The 17,071-nt window shown below is 74.6% G+C and carries 12 protein-coding genes; 6 read left to right on the forward strand and 6 right to left on the reverse strand.

Annotated elements, in window-relative coordinates; all coding sequences use genetic code 11:
- Window positions 1-55 precede the first annotated feature (55 nt).
- Window positions 56-2,371, reverse strand: a complete 2,316-nt coding sequence (locus IE265_RS09230) for a non-ribosomal peptide synthetase (protein ID WP_190034922.1) — start codon at window positions 2,369-2,371, stop codon at window positions 56-58.
- Window positions 2,372-2,416: 45 nt separating this feature from the next.
- Window positions 2,417-4,912, reverse strand: coding sequence for a Pls/PosA family non-ribosomal peptide synthetase (locus tag IE265_RS09235; protein ID WP_373302919.1), 2,496 nt, complete (start codon window positions 4,910-4,912; stop codon window positions 2,417-2,419).
- Between the two features lie 821 nt (window positions 4,913-5,733).
- On the opposite strand from IE265_RS09235, the gene IE265_RS09240 reads away from it, so the two are divergent.
- A complete protein-coding gene (locus tag IE265_RS09240) occupies window positions 5,734-6,885 on the forward strand; it encodes a YihY/virulence factor BrkB family protein (RefSeq protein ID WP_190034923.1) in 1,152 nt (383 codons plus the stop codon).
- A 221-nt stretch (window positions 6,886-7,106) separates the two neighbouring features.
- Here the strand turns inward: IE265_RS09240 and IE265_RS09245 are convergent, their stop codons facing one another.
- The gene (locus IE265_RS09245; RefSeq protein ID WP_190034924.1) at window positions 7,107-7,943 is read right to left on the reverse strand and encodes an NmrA family NAD(P)-binding protein; all 837 of its coding nucleotides are present in this window, start codon (window positions 7,941-7,943) and stop codon (window positions 7,107-7,109) included.
- A gap of 80 nt (window positions 7,944-8,023) precedes the next feature.
- Between IE265_RS09245 and IE265_RS09250 the strand changes: the two genes are divergently transcribed.
- Window positions 8,024-8,959, forward strand: coding sequence for an AraC family transcriptional regulator (locus tag IE265_RS09250; RefSeq protein WP_190034925.1), 936 nt, complete (start codon window positions 8,024-8,026; stop codon window positions 8,957-8,959).
- 4 nt (window positions 8,960-8,963) lie between these two features.
- Complete coding sequence (locus IE265_RS09255) at window positions 8,964-9,683, forward strand: DUF6597 domain-containing transcriptional factor (RefSeq protein ID WP_190034926.1); 720 nt, start codon at window positions 8,964-8,966, stop codon at window positions 9,681-9,683.
- 61 nt (window positions 9,684-9,744) lie between these two features.
- Here the strand turns inward: IE265_RS09255 and IE265_RS09260 are convergent, their stop codons facing one another.
- The gene (locus IE265_RS09260) at window positions 9,745-10,146 is read right to left on the reverse strand and encodes a VOC family protein (protein WP_190034927.1); all 402 of its coding nucleotides are present in this window, start codon (window positions 10,144-10,146) and stop codon (window positions 9,745-9,747) included.
- 84 nt (window positions 10,147-10,230) lie between these two features.
- Here IE265_RS09260 and IE265_RS09265 point away from each other — a divergent pair, with 84 nt between their 5' ends.
- Window positions 10,231-10,911 carry a hypothetical protein gene (locus IE265_RS09265; protein ID WP_190034928.1) on the forward strand — a complete coding sequence of 227 codons (681 nt, stop codon included), beginning with the start codon at window positions 10,231-10,233 and terminating at the stop codon, window positions 10,909-10,911.
- A gap of 169 nt (window positions 10,912-11,080) precedes the next feature.
- Window positions 11,081-11,848 (forward strand): ThuA domain-containing protein, encoded by a 768-nt coding sequence (locus IE265_RS09270; RefSeq protein WP_190034929.1) that lies wholly within the window; start codon window positions 11,081-11,083, stop codon window positions 11,846-11,848.
- On the opposite strand, the gene IE265_RS09275 is transcribed toward IE265_RS09270, so the two are convergent.
- Window positions 11,845-12,957 carry a LacI family DNA-binding transcriptional regulator gene (locus tag IE265_RS09275; RefSeq protein ID WP_190034930.1) on the reverse strand — a complete coding sequence of 371 codons (1,113 nt, stop codon included), beginning with the start codon at window positions 12,955-12,957 and terminating at the stop codon, window positions 11,845-11,847. The two genes, IE265_RS09270 and IE265_RS09275, sit on opposite strands and share 4 nt — an antisense overlap.
- Before the next feature lie 822 nt (window positions 12,958-13,779).
- Between IE265_RS09275 and IE265_RS09280 the strand changes: the two genes are divergently transcribed.
- Entirely contained in the window at window positions 13,780-15,333 is a 1,554-nt protein-coding gene (locus IE265_RS09280) for a carboxylesterase/lipase family protein (RefSeq protein ID WP_190034931.1), read from the forward strand.
- 327 nt (window positions 15,334-15,660) lie between these two features.
- Here IE265_RS09280 and mmuM read toward each other — a convergent pair whose 3' ends face one another.
- Window positions 15,661-16,608, reverse strand: coding sequence for a homocysteine S-methyltransferase (gene mmuM, locus IE265_RS09285; RefSeq protein WP_190034932.1), 948 nt, complete (start codon window positions 16,606-16,608; stop codon window positions 15,661-15,663).
- Window positions 16,609-17,071: the final 463 nt, after the last annotated feature.

Genomic DNA, 17,071 nt, shown 5'->3' on the forward strand with positions numbered 1-17,071 from the left:
TGGTGCGGGAGTGCGGTGCCGGGGCGCCGGGCGGGCCGGCCCCCGGCGGGGGTTCTCAGGAGGCCGCGCGCGGCACGTCGTCGAGCAGCGCCGCCAGATCCGCGAGGACGGGGTGCCGGGCCACGTCGTCGAGGCTGATCGCCCGGTCCAGCGCGACGGCCAGCTTCACCGCGGTGAGCGAGGTGCCCCCGCGGTCGAAGAAGTGGTCCCGCGGGCCGATCCGGTCCCGGGGGACGCCGAGCACCTCGGCCCAGGCCGCCGCCATGCGCAGTTCGTTCGGGGTGCGGGGCGCGCACACCCCGTCCGCGGCGCCGTCGAGTTCCTCGGCCAGGGCGGCCAGGGCCCGGCGGTCGGTCTTGCCGTTGGCGGTCAGCGGCAGGCCCGGATGCCAGTGGACGGCCGACGGGACCATGTACGCGGGCAGCGACGCGGCCAGCCGCTCCCGCACGTCGTCCGCGCCGCGCGGCCGGGACCCGGCGCAGAACGCGACCAGCCGTTCGCCCCGTACGACCACCACGGCGCCGTCGCGGACGCCGGGCACCCGCAGCAGCGCGTTCTCGACCTCCCCGATCTCGATGCGGAATCCGCGGATCTTGACCTGGCTGTCCCGGCGTCCCAGGAACTCCAGCTTCCCGTCCGGCAGCCAGCGGCCCTGGTCACCGCTGCGGTACAGCCGCTCGCCCGGGCGGTGCGGGTCCGCCGTGAAGGCGGCAGCCGTCCGCTCGGGGTCGTTGACGTACCCGCGGCCGACGCAGACACCGGAGAAGACGATCTCCCCCGGCGCTCCCAGCGGCACCGGGGACAGCCACGCGTCGACCACGTACACGCGGACGTTGCCGACCGGCCGCCCGAGCGGGACCCGGTCCCCGTCGGGCGCGCGGTCCATGACCTCGTGGTTGGTGTCGTCGGAGGTCTCCGTCAGCCCGTACGCGTTGACCAGCCGGATGTCCGGCGCCGTGGCGAACCAGCGCTGCACCAGCTCCTTCCTCACCGCCTCCCCGGTCACCGACACGCAGCGCAGGTCCGGCAGTTCACGTGGACGCCGCTCCAACTCGGCCAGCACCGCCTCCAGGTACGACGGAACCACCTGGAGCACGGAGACCCCGTCGCGTACGAGCGTGTCGACGAACCGCGGCACGTCCAGGACCGCCTCCTGCTCCACCAGCACGGTGCGGCCGCCGACCAGGGGAGCGCACACGAGCTGCCACAGCGAGATGTCGAAGCACTGCGGCGCGGTCTGGGCGACCGCCAGGCCCGGGACGATCCCCAGGTCGTCGATCTTGGCGAGGGCGTGGTTGAGGAACCCCGCGTGCTCGCACATCGCGCCCTTGGGCTCACCGGTGGAGCCCGACGTGAAGTAGATGTAGGCGAGTTGGTCCGCCGCCACCGGGACACCGAGGTCCCCGTCCGCGTGGTCCTCCGCGTAGGCCGTCTCGACGTACAGCGTGCGGTGGTCCCCGGCTGCCCGGTCCAGCGTGGCCGTGCTGCCGCGCTCCGTCAGGACGAGGCCGCAGCCGGCGCGCGCCAGGGTCGTCGCGATGCGCTCGGCCGGGAAGTGCGGCTCGACGGGCAGGTAGACGCCGCCCGCCTTGAGGACGGCGAGAACGGCGGCCATCCAGTCCAGATCGCGTTCCATGACGACCGCGACGACGTCCTCGCGGCCCAGTCCGCGGGCCAGCAGTGCCCGACCCAGGCGGTTCGCCCGGGAGTTGAGCTCGCGGTACGTCCACCGCTCGTTCCCGCGCACCGCCGCCACCGCGTCCGGCTGCGTCCGTACCCGCTCCTCGAACAGCTCGTGCACCCTGCGGTCGGGCAGTTCGCGGTGCGGCCCGGCCAACCCGTCGAGCTGGAAGCGCAGTTCGGCGCCCGGCAGCAGGCTCTGCCGGCCGTGCTCGGCGTCCGGGTCGCCGCCGAGCAGCGAGAGCGCGGTGAGGTGGTAGCCGGCGATCCGGGCAGCCGCGTCCGCGTCGAGCACGTCGGTGCGGTAGCGCAGCCGCAGGGAGCGGTCCACGACGGCCACGTGCAGCACGCAGTCCGCGGGACCCCGGCCGCCGTACGGGTCGAGCACGGTCTCGTACGCCGCCGGACCGTCGTCCGGAGCCGGGCCGCCGCCGTGTGCGGCCAGGTCCGCCCGCCGCCGCAGGTCGCGCCAGGAGCCCGCGCCGACGGTCAGCCGGCAGGGCACCGGGCGCTCCCCCTTCGCTGGGACGTACCCGGTGGTGACCTCCTGCTCGCCGGACAGCACGGCGAGCACCTTGGCGTGCGCGGCCAGGAGCGCGACGGGTTCCCTCACCAGGCCCTCGGGCAGGGGTACTTCGCAGTCGGCGGTGCCGGGCACCGGGTCGGCCGTCCACCTCGGGATCATGTCCATGGTCGTTCTCCCCCTCGTTCTGTGCGTCGTACGTGCCGCACGCCGTCAGGCGTGCCGCGTCCCGCTCGCCGGATTCCCGCCCCAGCGCGCCCGCGGCGGGACCTCCTCGCCCTTCATCAGGAAGGAGTCGGGGGCGAGCACGGCGCCGTCCCCCATCGAGACGCCGTAGTGCACCAGCGCGCCCGCCCCGAGCGTGCAGCCGGCGCCGATCGTGATGTGGTCGGACTTGAAGGTGCCGTCCTCCTGGGAGTGCGACTGCACCTTGCTGTGGGCGCCCAGGGTGGTGTCGCTGCCGATCGCGGTGAGCGTCCGCTCGGTGATGGCGCAGCCGTCGTCGAAGACCCGCTGACCGAGACGGACGCCGAGCAGCCGCCAGACCAGGTTCTTGAACGGGGTGCCGTCGAGGAGGACGAGGTGTGCGGCGGGCACCTTCCACAGCCGCTCCTGCTTCCAGAACAGCGGGTCGTAGATGGAGCACAGCCGGGGCTCCAGCGGGCGGAAGCCGGTCAGCAGGCGTTCCACCAGCACGTAGTAGCCGACGCTGAACACGAGGCCGACGACGACGGAGGCGCCGATCAGCGGTCCGCCCGCGGCGCCGGCGGTCCCGTACAGGTCGAGGGCGGCGAAGCCGATGACGGTGAGCGCGAACCAGTCCAGCCAGCGGATGAACAGGAACAGGCCCATGCTGCGGAGGTTGTACCGGTTCTTCGCGGCGAGGCGGCGGCTCAGCTCCTCGCCCTCGCGCAGGTGGTCGAAGCGGCTGTCCCGCTCCACGGACCGCGGGATCTCGAAGCACGGCGAGCCGAGCAGGCCCACGCCCTCCCGGACCTCGCCGTCGAGGGGGACCATCACCTTCGTGGCGAGCAGGCAGTTGTCGCCGGTGCGGCCGCCCGCCGGGTAGGCGATGTGGTTGCCGAGGAAGTTGCGCGGTCCGATCGTCGCGCGGGAGAGGCGGAAGGACGTCGCCGAGAACTCGGTGTTGATCAGGGACAGTCCGTCGGCGACCATCGTCCCGGCGCCGACGGTCGCCAGGTACGGCGTCTCGTGCCGGAGCTCGGTGCCGAAGTTCGAGCCGGTCTGCTCGACGCTGGAGAGGTCGTATCCCACGGTCCGCAGGTACGGGACGATGTACGAGCTGTCCCCGAAGAGCCAGGCGAAGAACTTGATGTTGGTCAGCCGGGAGACGGTCCGCTGCACCGAGTAGTGGAAGCCGTAGAGCGGATAGACGCGGTCCGGCCTGACGAGCGGGGCCAGCAGCCGGGGCACCACGGTCACGGTCAGGGCGCCGGCCACCACGAAGCCCAGGAAGAGCGCGGCCGACAGCCCCAGCGCCTCCGCGTAGAACCGGGCCGAGGTGACGTGCCGGGTCTCCAGGTCGAGCAGCACGTGCAGCGAGGGCGCCACCCCGAGCAGCAGGTAGGCGCCGCCCACCACGAGCGGCACCTGCACCAGCAGCGTCTGGACCAGGGTGAGCAGGGCGTACCCGACCCGGCGCGGGGTGCCGCAGTCGGCGGGCGCGACCCGTACGTAGTCGACGTCCGTGCGCTGCGCGGGCGAGCCGTGCCACCGCTGGCCGGCCGGCACCGCGGCCCCGTCGTACAGCGCGGACGAGTGGCCGAGCTGGGAGCCGTCGCCCATGGAGGTGCCGATGTCCAGGAGCGTCCTCTCCCCGACGAACACGTCCCGGCCGAGGGTCACCGGACCGGTCCGGATGCGGCCGGCCTGCGCCCGGTAGCAGAGGATGAGGGACTCCTTGCGGACCACCGTGCCGGGGCCGACGCTGAGCAGGTCGGTGCAGACCGGGACGGTGCGGGAGAGGATCGTGACGCCCTCGCCGATGCGGGCGCCCAGGGCCCGCAGATAGAGGACGTAGAGCGGATTGCCGGCCAGCAGGGCCATCGGGTTGGCCCGGAGCAGCACCTTGACCGTCCAGAAGCGGACGTAGGCGAGGCTCCAGACAGGGAACTCGGTCTCCTTCCACCGGCCGACCAGCACCCACTTGGCGACCACCGGCAGGATGCACATGCCGATGAGGACGGCACCCCCGAAGACGGCCGAGCGCAGGTAGACCCGGACCGGGCCGCCGCCCGCGGAGATCCACTCGTACCCCCGGGCGGTCACGAACCCGGAGAGCAGGCAGTAGACCGCGAAGACCAGGAACTGGAGCGTCCCGCAGAGCAGGTAGCGCGCGGTGCTTCCCCGCGGGGCCGGTTCGGCGGGCTCCGGCGCGGTGGCCGGTGACGGGAGGGGGGCCTCGGACAGCGCCGCCGCCAGGCCGCGGATCGTCGGGTGCCCGTACACGTCCCTCATCGACACCGGCGGCAGGTCGGGGAGCTTGCGGACCCGGGCGCAGAAATGGGCCATGACCAGGGAGTTCGCGCCGAGGTCGTCGAAGAAGTTGCTGTCGACGGGAACCTCGTCGACCTGTACGACACCGGCCAGCACGTCGGCGAGGACGCGCTCCGTGCCGGTCAGCGGGTCACCGACGGCCGGGGTGCCGGCCGGAGCGGTTGTCGTGACCTCGCCGGGTTTTCCCACCACGTGATCTCCTTGCTGGTGTATTTCCGTATGCGGACCGTTCGCGGGGGCGGTGGACGGCGGACGCCCCGGGCAGGACCGGGCCGGCGGCCGGGGCAAGTGAATTCGGGGGGTGGGAAATGCGCGGCAGGTGAATACTCGGGAGGTGAATGCGGGAGGATCGGGTCCGTTGTTTCGCGAGTAATACCTGTGCCGAAAGGGGTGAGGTGTGCCGCGGGGCGGCGCAAAGCCCGTACGGAGGCAAGGGGTGTCCGCAAGGGAATCGACTCATGAGAGAAGCGGTTCGGAAAATGAATGGAAGTGACCGCGTGAAAGGCGCAGTGGAGCACGGCATGATCCGTGTGTTCCCACGCGGATCACGGGTAACGCGGCTGTGTCGGGGCCTTGGTCGAGGCCCCTCTGAGAGTCCCCCGTGTCGTGATGCCACTGAGCCGTTCCCGGCGGTGCCCAGCGGAATGCAATCCGAATTCTTTCGGTGTGCTCATGAACGGGTCAAGGGCGTTTCGGGCAATGGCGATTTATCGCCGTAGGGGGCCGATCGGGCCGTGCCGCGAAATCGGCGGACCCGCGCCCTCCACCGGGGAACTCACCTTCCGGGTGGTGCATCTGTCATTGCCCGCTCCGCTTGCCGGTGCCCCACAATTCAGCCAACGAGGCCATGACAGAAAAAGGGTTCGATTTCATTTTACGATTTCCCGTGAGTTGCCGCCGATTTTCTGCGGCATGACCGAACCGTACGGGAACACGCGGCACACGGGCCCGCCTCCGCACCGGTCGTGGCACGGGGGATGAGGGCATCCTCGTGCGGCGGATACCTTTAGGGCGTGCAGCCAGCAAGTGAACCCCCCCACAGGACGTCGGGTCGCCTCCACCGGGCGCGTGCCCTCTACCGGAACGTCTCCAAGCGCCGGACCGCCTGGCTGCTGCTCAAGGACACCGTGAACTCGTGCATCGAGTACCGGATCCTGGGCCTCGCGGCCGAGGCGGCGTTCTTCACGCTGCTGTCCGTGCCGCCGCTGCTGCTGAGCATGCTCGGCCTGCTGGTCTACGTCGACGACTGGACCGGCGCCGACACCATCGCCAGCCTGGAGAGCAACCTCCTGGAGGCGTCCCGCACGATCCTGACCGACAAGGGCGTCACGCAGATCGCCGAGCCGGTCCTGCGCGACGTGATGGAGGGCGGCCGCCCCGACGTCATCTCCCTGGGCTTCCTGTTCGCCCTGTGGTCGGGCTCGCGCGCGGTGAACGTCTTCATAGACACCATCACCGTGATGTACGGCCTCGACGGGGTCCGGGGCATCGTCAAGACCCGGCTGATGGCCTTCCTGCTGTTCCTCGTGGCCCTGCTGATCGGCTCGATCGCGCTGCCGCTGATGGTCGCGGGGCCGGACGCGGTGGTCGACGTGGTCCCCTGGTCGACGACCGTCGTGCAAGTGCTGTACTGGCCCGTCGTCATCGTGCTGTCCATCGCGTTCCTGACGACGCTCTACCACGTCTCCGTGCCCGTGCGCTCACCGTGGGTCGAGGACGTGCCCGGCGCGCTGGTCGCGCTCGCGATGTGGGTGCTGGGCAGCTTCCTGCTGCGCATCTACCTCACCAACACCGTCGAGGGACCCAGCATCTACGGCTCCCTGGCAGCCCCGGTCGCCGTGCTGCTGTGGATCGGCGTGTCCGCCTTCGCCGTGCTGGTGGGGGCCGCAGTCAACGCCGCCATCGACCGCGTCTGGCCGGCCGCCGCGACCGCCGCCGCCCGTGCCGTCAACGAGCGGCTGCGCGCGGAGCAGGCCGCAGACCTCGTGGCCCGCGCGGCCGCCGCCCGGGCCGCCCTGCCGGACGACCCGGACGACCCGGACATGCCCTCCGAGTTCCCGGAGCGCTGGTCCCGCTTCCTGCCCCCGGAGGACGTGACCTCCCGGCTGCGGACGCACGTCAGGAGCACCCCGAAGAACGGCGACGAGCCGCCCCCGCAGCAGTAGGGCGCGCGGCGCCCGGGCCACGGGGAGGGCGGGACGCCCCGCCTCGCCCGCCCCCGCCTCGCCCGCACCGCCGCTACCCTGCCGCCCAGCCCCGCCCCTGCCGCCCGGGCCGCCATGACGGCCCGTGCCGCCCCGGCCGCCCTGCCGTGACCGCCACGGCGTCCGCCCGGTCGCGTTCCCGGCCGCACGGGACCCCGGGCCGGATCCGGGCCGGGCCGGGGTCAGGACGTCCACACGCCTGCCGCCGCCTGCTCCCGGGCGAAGTCCGTGAAGTCCCGCGGGGCACGGCCGAGCACCTGCCGGACACCGTCCGTGGCCCCCGCGTTGCGTCCGTCGAGCAGGCCCTCGAAGACCTCCTCCATGAACGCGACCTCCTCGGCCGGCAGCCCGAAGCCGGCCAGGATCTCCCCGTACTCCTTCACCGCCACCGGCACGTACCGGACGTCCCGGCCCGCCGCGGCGGAGACCTCTGCCAGCGCCTCGCGGAACGACAGCGGACGTCCTCCGGTGACCTCCACGGTCCGTCCCGCGAACGCCGGGTCGGCCAGGGCCGTCACCACCACGTCGGCGATGTCGCGCGTGTCGACGAAGGGCTCCGGCACCTCGCCCGCGGGGAACACGAACTCGCCCCGGCGGACGCCCTCCACCAGCAGCCCCTCGCTGAAGTTCTGCATGAACCACGCCGACCGCACGACCGTCCACCCCGCGCCCGAGTCGCGCAGCGCCCGCTCGGTGGGCTCCGCCTGCCGCTCGCCGCGTGCCGAGAGCATGACCAGCCGGCCCACGCCCAGCTCCCGCGCCCGGTCCGCCAGCGCGGCCACGTTCCGGTCGGCGCCGGGCGCGCCGATGTCCGGCGCGTACGCCAGGTACGCCGCGTCCGCGCCGCGCAGCGCACCGTCCCAGGTCGAGGGGTCGTACCAGTCGAAGCGCACCTCGCCGCCGCGCGAGGCGGCGCGTACCCCGAACCCCGCGGCCCGCGCCGCACGAACCACCTGGCGCCCCGTCCTGCCCGAGGCACCCGTCACCAACACCGTCCTGTTCCGCGTGTCTTCTGTCATGCGTCCAGTCAACGGCCGTGCGGGACAAGGGAACATCGCCGAACCTCTCGTTCCCATGCGCGCGCGTCTACGCTGAGTCCATGGACGCACTCGCTGGCCTGCTGGAGGGCCCCCGCGCGCGTGGCGCTTTCATGATCAGGGCGTGTTTCGAGCCGCCGTGGTCGATCCGCATCGAGGACCGGGCGCCACTCACGGTCATGCTCATGATCCGCGGAGAGTCCTGGATCGCGCCCGACGGCGGCGAGCCGGTGCGGCTGCGGGCGGGCGACCTCGCCATCGCGCGCGGGCCCGACCCCTACACCTGCGGCGACGACCCCGCGACCCCGCCCGGCGCGGTCATCCTGCCGGGCCAGGTGTGCACGTACCCGGACGGGCGTTCGATGCGGGGCACGATGGACCTGGGCGTCCGCACCTGGGGCGAGCGGCTCGACGGCTCCATGGTGATGCTGATCGGCACCTATCCGATGCGGGGCGAGGTGAGCGGCAGGCTGCTCGACGCGCTGCCGCCGCTGCTGACCCTCACCTCCGACGTGTGGGAGTGCCCGCTGACCCCGCTGCTCACCGAGGAGATCGTGCGGGACGAGCCGGGCCAGGAGGTCGTCCTCGACCGGCTGCTGGACCTGCTGGTCATCGCCGCGCTGCGGGCCTGGTTCTCCCGCCCGGAGGCCGCGGCGCCCGCCTGGTACGCGGCTCTCGCGGACCCGGTGGTGGGCCGGGTGCTGCGCGTCCTCCAGGACGATCCGGCGCACCCCTGGACGGTCGCCTCCCTCGCGACGAAGGCCGGCGTCTCGCGTGCCGCGCTCGCCCGCCGCTTCAGCGAACTCGTCGGCGAACCCCCGATGACGTACCTGACCGGCTGGCGCCTCGCACTCGCCGCGGACCGGCTGCGCGACACGGGGGACACCCTCGACGCGATCGCCCGACAGGTGGGGTACGGCAGCGCGTTCGCGCTCTCCAGCGCCTTCAAGCGGGTGTACGGGGTAAGTCCGCAGGAGCACCGGACGAGGGCGGCGTAGTCCGGTGGCTGCCGAGCCGGGCGGGGACGAGCCGGGCCGCTACCGGGAGCGGGCCTCGCGGCTCGGCGGCGCGGTGGTGTGGACCCGTACCGCCGGGGCGGGCGACGCGGCTCCGGTGCTGCCCGACGGCTGCATGGACCTGCTGTGGACCGAGGGGCGGCTCTTCGTCGCGGGGCCCGACACCCGCGCCCACACGTCGCACGCGGACGCGGGCACCCGGTTCGCCGGCGTCCGCTTCTTCCCCGGGACCGCCCCCGCCTACCTCGGAGTACCGGCGCACGCGCTGCGCGACCGGCGGGTCGACCTCGCCGACCTGTGGGGCGCGGCCCGGGTGCGACGACTGACGGAACGGGTCGACGCGGCGGCCGATCCCGCCGCCGCGCTGGAGGCGCTGGCGGTCGGTCGCGCGGCCGACGCGGAGCCGCCCGACCCGCGGTTGCGGGCCGTCGTGGCGGCCCTGTCCGAGGGGAGGTCGGTCGCCTCCACCGCGGACGCGACCGGTTGGAGCGAGCGCCAGTTGCACCGGCGGGCGCTGGGCGCGTTCGGGTACGGGCCCAAGACACTGGCACGGGTCCTGAGGCTCCAGCGCGCGCTGGACCTGGCCAGGGACGGGACACCGGCGGCGGCGGCCGCCCTGCTCGCGGGCTACGCAGACCAGGCCCATCTCGCCCGCGACGTACGGGACTTGGCCGGTACGACGCTGGGCGGGCTGCTGCGCGGCTGAGCGGGCGCGCGGCTGCCGCCGGCGTCGTCCGCGCGGCCGACCGGAGCGCTTGCGGGCGGACTCAGGACGGGTCGCCGAGGCGGGCGAACAGGTCCACGCCGTTGCCGTCCGGGTCGAGGACCACGGCGTAGCGCATGCCCCATTCGGCGTTCCAGGGCTTGAGTTCGCCCCGGTGGCCGGCGGCGACGAGGGCCTCGTACGTGGCGTCCACCTCCGCGGGGCTGTCGCACAGGAACGCCAGCCCGACCCGGCCCCCGCCGGTGGGAGGCCGCCAATCGGCGTGGAACGAGCGGATCGTGGCCTCCGTGTCGAGGGCGAGGCGCAGTCCGCCGGGCAGCTCCGCCTCGGTGTGCGGAGCGCTCTCGGAGCCCTCGGGGAAGGTGAGCCCGAGGCTGCGGTAGAAGGCGAGGGAGGCGGCCATGTCGGAGACGACCAGGCCGACGACGTCGAATCGTGGAGTCATGTCCCCACCGTACGGAGAGCGGCGGAGCGGCGTCTTGAACGAATCGGACGCACGCGCCGACGCCCCTGGGGCAGGATGGCGATCATGAACCGTGCGGCCCGAGCCCTGTCCCTGTTGCTGCTGCCCGTGCTGCCGCTCGTGCTCGGAGCCTGCGGCACGGAACGCCCGGCCGCCACGGCGGACGCGGACCGGCCGGCCGCGAACCCGGCGACCGGGGGCAGGGCGACTCCGGGGACGGCCGAACTGGACTCCCGGGCGAAGGCGTTGGGGGTCGCGCCGGAACTCGTGTACGTCACCGCGTCGCCCGGATACACCGTGGTCCGGCAGTCGGTGGGCGTGTACGGGGGCGACGGCTTCTCCGCCGTGTACTGGTCGCGGAGCAGCGGCGCGCGGATCGGGCTGTTCGTGGACCGGGGAACCCTCACCGGGGCGGACTGCGAACGGGTCCCGGTGGGTGGGGCGGGTCCCGACGACGCGGTCGTCTGCGAGCGCGACGGGGACGCCTGGTACCGGACGTCCGGCGGTCACCACGAGTACGCCCTCCTGCGCGACGGCCACGTCGTGCGGCTCGAAGCGGACTCCGCGGGCGTGGACCGCGCGGTCCTCAAGGCCGCCGCGCGGGCGGCCCACCGCCCGGACGCCGCCGAACTGGACGCCCTCCTGCCGCCGTTGCCCGAGCGGACCGCCACCGCGCCGGTCGAACGCGGGGACCTGCCGCCGGTCGGCGACGGGGCACCCGACAACGAGGTGAACACGACGGGTTGAGCACGACGGCTTGAGTACGAAGGGTCCTGAGTGCGACGGGTCCTGAGCACGACCACGTGGCCCCGGCCCGCGACGGGCGGGGCGCGGGCTCCCGCACGGCCCGTGGGACACGGCGTCCCGGACCTCCGTCCCCGGCGGCCCGCCCGCCCCGCGCAGAGATTGGGAACCCATGGCGGCACCGCACCCCCGGCCCCGTGTCCTCGTCCACACCCGCACCACCGACTACCGGCACGCCTCGATCCCGGCCGGCGTCGAGGCGGTGCGCTCGCTCGGCGCGGCCCACGGCTTCACCGTGGACGCCACGGAGGACCCCGCGGTCTTCGAAGCGCCCCTCGGCGCCTACGCGGCCGTGGTCTTCCTCTCCACCAGCGGTGACGTGCTGACACCCGCCGGCCGGGAACGACTCGCCCGGTACGTGGACGGGGGCGGCGGCTTCGTCGGCGTGCACGCAGCGGCCTGCACCGAGTACGGCTGGCCGCGGTACGGCGAACTGCTCGGCGCACGGTTCGCGCGGCACCCCGCCCTCCAGCCGGGCCGGGTCCTCGTCGAGGACCGCGAGCACCCGGCGACCCGGCACCTGCCCGCCGTCTGGGAGTTCACCGACGAGTGGTACGACTTCCGGACGAACCCGCGGGCCGCCGTACGGGTCCTCGCGAGCGCCGACGAGGGCTCGTACGACGGAGGCGGCATGGGTGACGACCACCCGCTGGTGTGGTGCCGCGACGAGGGGGCCGGACGGGTCTTCTACACCGCGCTCGGACACGCCCCGGAGGCGTTCCGGGACCCCGACTACCGACGGCACCTGCTCGGCGGCGTCGGCTGGGCGGCCCGGCTGACGACCGACGACGGCACTCCACCGGACCTCCGACCCGACGGTCACGCCACGCGGCCGGGCGGTCCGTCCGGGCGGCCCGGTCCCGCGCCGCCACCGCCCTAGGCCGGTCCTGTGCCGCGACCGTCCTGGGCGGGTCCTGTGCCGCGACCGTCCTGGGCGGGTCCCGTGCCGCCACCGTCCTGGGCCGGTCCCGTGCTGGCCCGCACCACCAGCCGGGTGGACAGCTCCGTACGGGTGCCCTCCGGCTGCTCGCCCGCCATCATGCGCACCAGCAGCCGCAGCGCGGTCGCGGCCATCTCGGCGAGCGGCAGACGCACCGTCGTCAGGGCGGGTGCCGCCCAGCGGGCCTCGGGCAGGTCGCCGAAGCCGACCACGCTGATGTCGTCCGGTACGGACAGCCCCCGTCCGGCCGCCGCCCCGATCGCGCCGAGGGCCATCCGGTCGGAGCAGGCGAAGACGGCCGTGGGCGGTTCCGGCAGGTCCAGGAGTTCCAGCATGCGGCGGTGCGCGGCGGCCTCGTCGTAACCGCCGTGGCGCAGGTACTCGGGACGGTGCCGCAGGCCGGCGGCGGCGAGCGCCGAGCGGTAGCCGGCGACCCGGGCGCCCCCGCACGTCCTGCGGCGGTGCCCGGCGATGACGGCGACCCGCTCGTGGCCGAGCGCGAGCAGATGCTCCGTGGCGATGACTCCGCCGTGCCAGTCGGCGGCGCCCACGGACACGGCCCCGGGCGGGGGTTCGAGCAGCGGGTCGATCAGCACGAACGGGATGCGCTGCTGCTCCAGCCAGGCGTACTGCGACGGGCTCAGCCCGGCCAGGTGGAGGAGCACGCCGCTGGAGCCGCGCGCGGAGAGCTTGTCCAGCCAGCCGCGCTCACCCCGGCCCGCCGGGGGCCGTGCGGTGCCGCCGGCCGAGACCACGACCTCCAGGCCCGCGTCGTGGGCCGCCTCCTCCACCCCGCGCAGGACCGCGCCCGACCAGGAACTCTCCAGCGACTGCACGACGAGGTCGACCAGGCCGGGCGGCCTCACCGCGTCGAACCGGGGTCTGCGCACGTAGCCGAGACGATCGAGTGCCTCCATGACGCGGCGGCGCGTCTCCGGAGCCACGTCCTCGCGGCCGTTGACCACCTTCGAGGCCGTCGGAACCGACACGCCCGCCGCTCGGGCGACGACGGCGAGGGTCGGCCCGGCCACGCTCCCGGTACGCACCATGCAAGCCCACCTCTCCGGCCCCGTGGCGAGGGCCAGCGAAAGTTTCGGATAGAAAGCGCTTCCTACATTAGAGCCGCCGTGACTGCGCGTGGAAGTGGCGGGTACTCCGCGGAATCCGGCCGAGCCGAAACTTTCGGCCACGCGGAGACGGGTCTCGCGGGCGCCTCGCACGAGGTGCCCCGGCGGGCGCGGGTACGTCCGCGCCGCCCGACCGGCTCCGGGGCCGGCCCCTCCGCGCGCCGGGGGACGGCCTCCGCGACCGGGCGGCCCCCGTGCGGTGGCCCGGCGGCCCGCGGTGCCGGGGGCGGCCTTCCGTGCGGTCGGGGGCGCCTCGCACGGCGCGTGGGCGGGTCCGGTGTGCGCGCAGGCGGCTGACCGGTGGTGGTGGACGGTTGTGCGTGTGCCGGGGGCGGCCTTCCGTGCGGTCGGGGGCGCCCCGCACGGCGCGTGGGCGGGTCCGGTGTGCGCGCAGGCGGCTGACCGGTGGTGGTGGACGGTTGTGCGTGTGCCGGGGGCGGCTTGCGTGCGCTGGTGCTCCGGCTTCCGTGCCGGGCGGGCCCGGTGTGGCGCGCAGGTGGTTCACCGGTGCTGCCGGACGGTCGTCCGTGTGTCGGGCGGACGGCCTTCCGCGCCTGGTGGAGCCGGTGTGGCGCGCCGTCCCGCGCACTCTCTCGGGGGCCTCCCGGGAAGCTCCGTACGGCCCGTGCCGGAAGGGGTGACCGCCCGGTCCGGGGTGTCGGCCCGGGGTCCTGAGCTGCGTGACCCACGGGTTGTGTGGTGCCCTAGGGGGCAGTCCGTCGCCACGGTGAGGAGCTGGTCCGTATGACCGAGGGTCCGGTGGTCGCCACCCCGTACGGTGCCGTACGCGGCCGCTACGAGAACGGTCTCGCCGTCTTCCGGGGCATCCCCTACGCGGCACCGCCCTTCGGTCCCCGCCGCTTCCAGCCGCCCGCCCCGCCGGAGCCCTGGGACGGGGTGCGCGACGCCGGTGCCTTCGGGCCCACGGCGCCCAAGCCGCCGTACTCCGAGCCGTTCGCGCGACTGCTCGCCGACCCGGTGGTACCGGGCGACGACTGCCTCAACCTCAACGTGTGGACGCCCGACCCCGGCGCCGGAGCCCGCCTCCCGGTCATGGTGTGGGTGCACGGCGGGGCCCTGACCCGGGGTTCGTCGGCCGTGCCCGTGTACGACGGCCGCGCCTTCGCCCGCGACGGGGTCGTGTTCGTGTCCTTCAACTACCGCCTCGGCGTGGAGGGGTACGGGCTCTTCCCCGACGCCCCCGCCAACCCCGGACTGCGTGACCAGCTGGCCGCGCTGGAGTGGGTGCGCGGCTCGATCGCGCAGTTCGGCGGCGACCCCGAACGGGTGACGGTCTTCGGCGAGTCCGCCGGGGCGATCAGCATCGGGGCGCTGCTGGCCAGCCCGTACGCCCGAGGGCTGTTCCGGCGGGCCGCGCTGCAGAGCGGCCCGCCCGAGGCGACCGACCGGGACAAGGTGCGCAGGCTGGTGCGCCGGATGGCGGCCCGCCTGCGGATTCCGGCGACGGCCGAGGCCTTCGCCGCGGCCGACCGGGACGCCCTGGCCGAGGCCCAGGCCGAGGCGGGCCGCCGCGCCAGCCCGGTCCTCGGCGGGCCCGCGTTCGGCATCGTCGTCGACGGCGACCTCGTGCCGTGCGAGCCGATGGAGGCGCTGACCGGGGGCGCCGCGGCCCAGGACGTCGAGCTGCTGCTGGGCTGGACCAGCGAGGAGTACCGGCTGTGGCTCGCGCCCACCGGACTGCTGGAGCGGGTCGACCGCCTGGGTCCGGTCGCGCTGGCGGGCGCGATGGCCCGCTGCCGCTCCGGCCCCGAGGTCCCGCGCGGCTACCGCCTCATCCATCCCGGGGCGAGCACCGGGGACCTGGTCGGCCAGATGGTCACCGACCACCTCCTGCGCGTACCGCTGCACCGGCTGGCGGACGCGCACCGGGCCGCCTCGTACGTGTACGAGTTCGCCTGGCCCTCGAACGTGCCCGGGCTCGGCGCGTGCCACGCCCTGGAGCTGGGCTTCGTGTTCGACACCGCGGGTCTGCCCGAGGCCGCCCGACTCGCCGGTCCCGGTGCCCCGCAGGAGCTCGCCGACGCGATGCACTCCGCCTGGGTGCGGTTCGCGGTCGACGGCGACCCCGGCTGGCAGGCCTGGGATGCCACGCATCCCGTACGGATGTTCGGGGCGGGGGAGCCCGAGGTCGTGTACGGGCCCAGGGACCGCGAGCTGGCGCTCTGGGAGGCGGACGCGACCACCGTCGAGCCGCCCCCGGTTCCCCCGAGGAGGACCGTGCTGCCGCTGTCGATGGTCCGGCGCTTCCGCCGGACGGGGGGCGTGCGGCGTCCGTGACGACCCCGGTGGTGTGCGGCGCGCGGTGCGGGTGAGTCGCGGGACGGCGTACGGCGTACGGCGTACGTGACGGCCAGGGCCGGCCTTCGTGCGCGCCCCCGGCCCGGGTGACGTGCGCTGTGTGACGTGTGTGATGCGTGAGGCGCCCGAGGGCTCGGGCTGGGTGCGGGTCCGCAGGCGTTCCGCCAGTGGCGGTGGCGGTGGCGGTGGCGGTGGCGGTGCCAGAGCCGGTGCCGGTGCCGGTGCTTGTGCCCGAGCCGGCGCCGGACGGGGGCGCGTGGTTCGCGGGCGGGGGCGTACGCGGCGCGGCGGGCGGGCCGTACGGGGTCAGCCCGTCCGCAGGGCCGCCGCGATGCCCGCGACCGCCGACGGCCCCACGCGGCAGCAACCGCCGATCAGCCGGGCGCCGGACCGCTGCCAGCCGGTGACCAGGCCGGGTGCGAAGGTGGACCGCCCGCGCCAGGCGCGCGCCCCGGAGTCCCAGACCTCGCCGCTGTTCGGGTAGACGACGACGGGCTTGCCGGTCACGCGCGCGGCCGTCTCCACCGCGCCGGCCGCGTCCTCGGGGGCGCAGCAGTTGACGCCGACCGCGACGACCTCCTCGGCGTCGGCCGCGAGCCCGAAGGCCTCCTCCAGCGGCTGCCCGGCCCGCGTCCTGTCCCCGGCGACGGCGTACGAGAGCCAGGCCGGCGTTCCGAGCCCTCTCAGCGCCCGCAGCAGCGCCCGCGCCTCCACGGTGTCGGGCACGGTCTCCAGCGCGAGGACGTCGGCTCCCGCGGCGGCGAGCACCTCCAGTCGCGGCCGGTGGAAGCGTTCGAGTTCGGCGACGCCCAGCCCGTACCGGCCCCGGTACTCCGAGCCGTCGGCGAGCATCGCCCCGTACGGGCCCGCCGACGCGGCCACCCACGTGGGCGCCCGCACCCCTCCCGCGCGGGCGCGCCCAGCCGCCTCGCGGGCCAGCGTGACGCCGAGAGCCATCAGGCGGGCTGCGCGCCCGCGCGGGACGCCGCGCCGGGCGAAGCCCTCGAAGGTCGCCTGGTAGGTGGCGGTGATCGCCACGTTCGCGCCCGCCGCGAAGTAGGCGAGGTGGGCCTCGGTGACCGCCTCGGGCCGCTCGTCGAGCAGCCGGGCCGACCACAGTTCGTCGCTCAGGTTGTGCCCCGCGGCCTCGAGCTGGTTGGACAGCCCGCCGTCCAGGACGAGGACGCCGGTGGCGAGAGCCTCGGCGAAGGAGGGCGCGGCGGGGGAGGGCCCGGCGCCGGGCGCGCTGGTCATCCCCCGACGCTAGCCGACGCCGCGCCCGGTGCCGCGTCCCGGTCCGTCCGTCGAACGGGGCGCCCAGCATGCGGGACGGTCCCGCGCGAGTCCGTGCCCCGCCGCAGGGCGGCCGTGCCCTGCGGCGGGGCACGGCGGCGGGCCCCCGACGGCGGACGGGCGCGGGTTCACCGCCTGCGGGGATGCCCGTTCCCTTCGCGCGGAGGCTTCGCCCGCGGGGACGAGCCTCCGGGTGCGCTCCGGCGCACCCGGGGTTCCCGAGGGCGCCGGAGCGCACCTCGGGGCCGGGCCATGCCGGTCGTCGCAGTTCGCGCCGGAACCGTTGACCTCTCCCCAACACGCCCTTACGGTTTCGGCGTTCGGAATTGGCAGATGTTGTTCGAAATTGCGAATGGTCGGCACGGGAGGACGCCCGTGCCGAGCTGTTCCTCCGCAACCGAGCAGACCCGCGCATCCATCGCAA

This window comes from Streptomyces fructofermentans (genome assembly GCF_014651055.1).
Lineage (GTDB): Bacteria > Actinomycetota > Actinomycetes > Streptomycetales > Streptomycetaceae > Streptomyces > Streptomyces fructofermentans.

What these genes read in the sequence shown, in the direction of transcription:
- IE265_RS09230 (WP_190034922.1), bottom strand. Translation starts at nt 2,371, where the DNA reads ATGGACATGATCCCGAGGTGGACGGCCGACCCGGTGCCCGGCACCGCC.
- IE265_RS09245 (WP_190034924.1), bottom strand. Translation starts at nt 7,943, where the DNA reads ATGACAGAAGACACGCGGAACAGGACGGTGTTGGTGACGGGTGCCTCG.
- IE265_RS09250 (WP_190034925.1), top strand. Translation starts at nt 8,024, where the DNA reads ATGGACGCACTCGCTGGCCTGCTGGAGGGCCCCCGCGCGCGTGGCGCT.
- IE265_RS09260 (WP_190034927.1), bottom strand. Translation starts at nt 10,146, where the DNA reads ATGACTCCACGATTCGACGTCGTCGGCCTGGTCGTCTCCGACATGGCC.
- IE265_RS09265 (WP_190034928.1), top strand. Translation starts at nt 10,231, where the DNA reads ATGAACCGTGCGGCCCGAGCCCTGTCCCTGTTGCTGCTGCCCGTGCTG.
- IE265_RS09270 (WP_190034929.1), top strand. Translation starts at nt 11,081, where the DNA reads ATGGCGGCACCGCACCCCCGGCCCCGTGTCCTCGTCCACACCCGCACC.
- IE265_RS09275 (WP_190034930.1), bottom strand. Translation starts at nt 12,957, where the DNA reads ATGGTGCGTACCGGGAGCGTGGCCGGGCCGACCCTCGCCGTCGTCGCC.
- IE265_RS09280 (WP_190034931.1), top strand. Translation starts at nt 13,780, where the DNA reads ATGACCGAGGGTCCGGTGGTCGCCACCCCGTACGGTGCCGTACGCGGC.
- mmuM (WP_190034932.1), bottom strand. Translation starts at nt 16,608, where the DNA reads ATGACCAGCGCGCCCGGCGCCGGGCCCTCCCCCGCCGCGCCCTCCTTC.